The organism is Streptomyces glaucescens (assembly GCF_002154375.1).
Taxonomy (GTDB): domain Bacteria; phylum Actinomycetota; class Actinomycetes; order Streptomycetales; family Streptomycetaceae; genus Streptomyces; species Streptomyces glaucescens.
On the sequence record NZ_MUND01001110.1, the window covers coordinates 1 to 885 of the forward strand.

2 protein-coding genes are annotated in these 885 nt (G+C 74.6%); both read right to left on the minus strand.

Annotated elements, in window-relative coordinates:
* Nucleotides 1-608 (minus strand): TerD family protein (locus tag CCN42_RS40925; protein WP_211294915.1); only part of this gene is annotated, 608 nt, incomplete at its 3' end.
* Between the two features lie 56 nt (nt 609-664).
* Nucleotides 665-885, minus strand: a 221-nt coding sequence (locus CCN42_RS40930) for a hypothetical protein (RefSeq protein WP_086742089.1), incomplete at its 5' end; no start/stop codon positions are given.

Below are 885 nucleotides of genomic sequence, written 5' to 3' on the forward strand. Positions count from 1 at the left end.
GCGGCCAGGCGCGGGTCCGCCACGGGGTCGGGCGGGGCGGCCGGGGGCTGCGAGGGGGCCGGGGGCGGCGTGACCGGCTGGGCGGCGGGGGCGGCGGCCGGGGCGGGCTCCTCCACCGAGACGCCGAAGTCGGTGGCGATGCCGGCCAGGCCGTTGGCGTACCCCTGGCCGACCGCGCGGGCCTTCCACTGGCCGTTGCGCAGGTAGATCTCCACGATCACCAGGGCCGTCTCGGTGCCGAGCTGCGGGGGCGTGAAGGTGGCCAGGACGCTGTTGTCGTCGGCGTTGCGGATGGTCGCCGTCGGTTCGACGCCCTGGAAGGTCTGACCGGCCGCGTCCGGGCTGGCGGTGACGACGATCTTCTCGATGCCGGGCGGTACGGACGTGGTGTCGACCGTGATCGCGTCGGGCGCGGAGCCGCCGCCGGAGCGGTAGGTCACGCCCGGGCCCGAGGGCTGGTTGTAGAAGATGAAGTCGTCGTCGGAGCGCACCTTGCCGTCGGCGGTGAGCAGCAGGCCCGAAACGTCGAGCCGCACCGGGGCGGCGACGTCCACCGACACGCGGGCGGCGGAGAGCGGGATGTTCGAGCCGGGGGTCATAGCTGTCATGCCCCGTAGAACGAGCGAGGCCGTTTTGCCGTTCCCTTACCCACCCGCCGATCGGGTCATCGGCGGTTGCGCGGGTGGTCGCGGGCCCGGCGCTCGTTGCCCCGGCGGTGGTTTCCGGTCCAGCGGGCCATCACCAGCTGGGCGTCGCCGCCCGTCACCTCGGTGAGGAACGCTTCGGCGCGCCGGCCGCGGAGGGCGGTGGCGGGGCGGCCGTGGTGGGTGACGTGGACCGTGCCGTCGCGGTGCGTCTCGTAGGTGAAGCCGTGGGGTCTGGGCA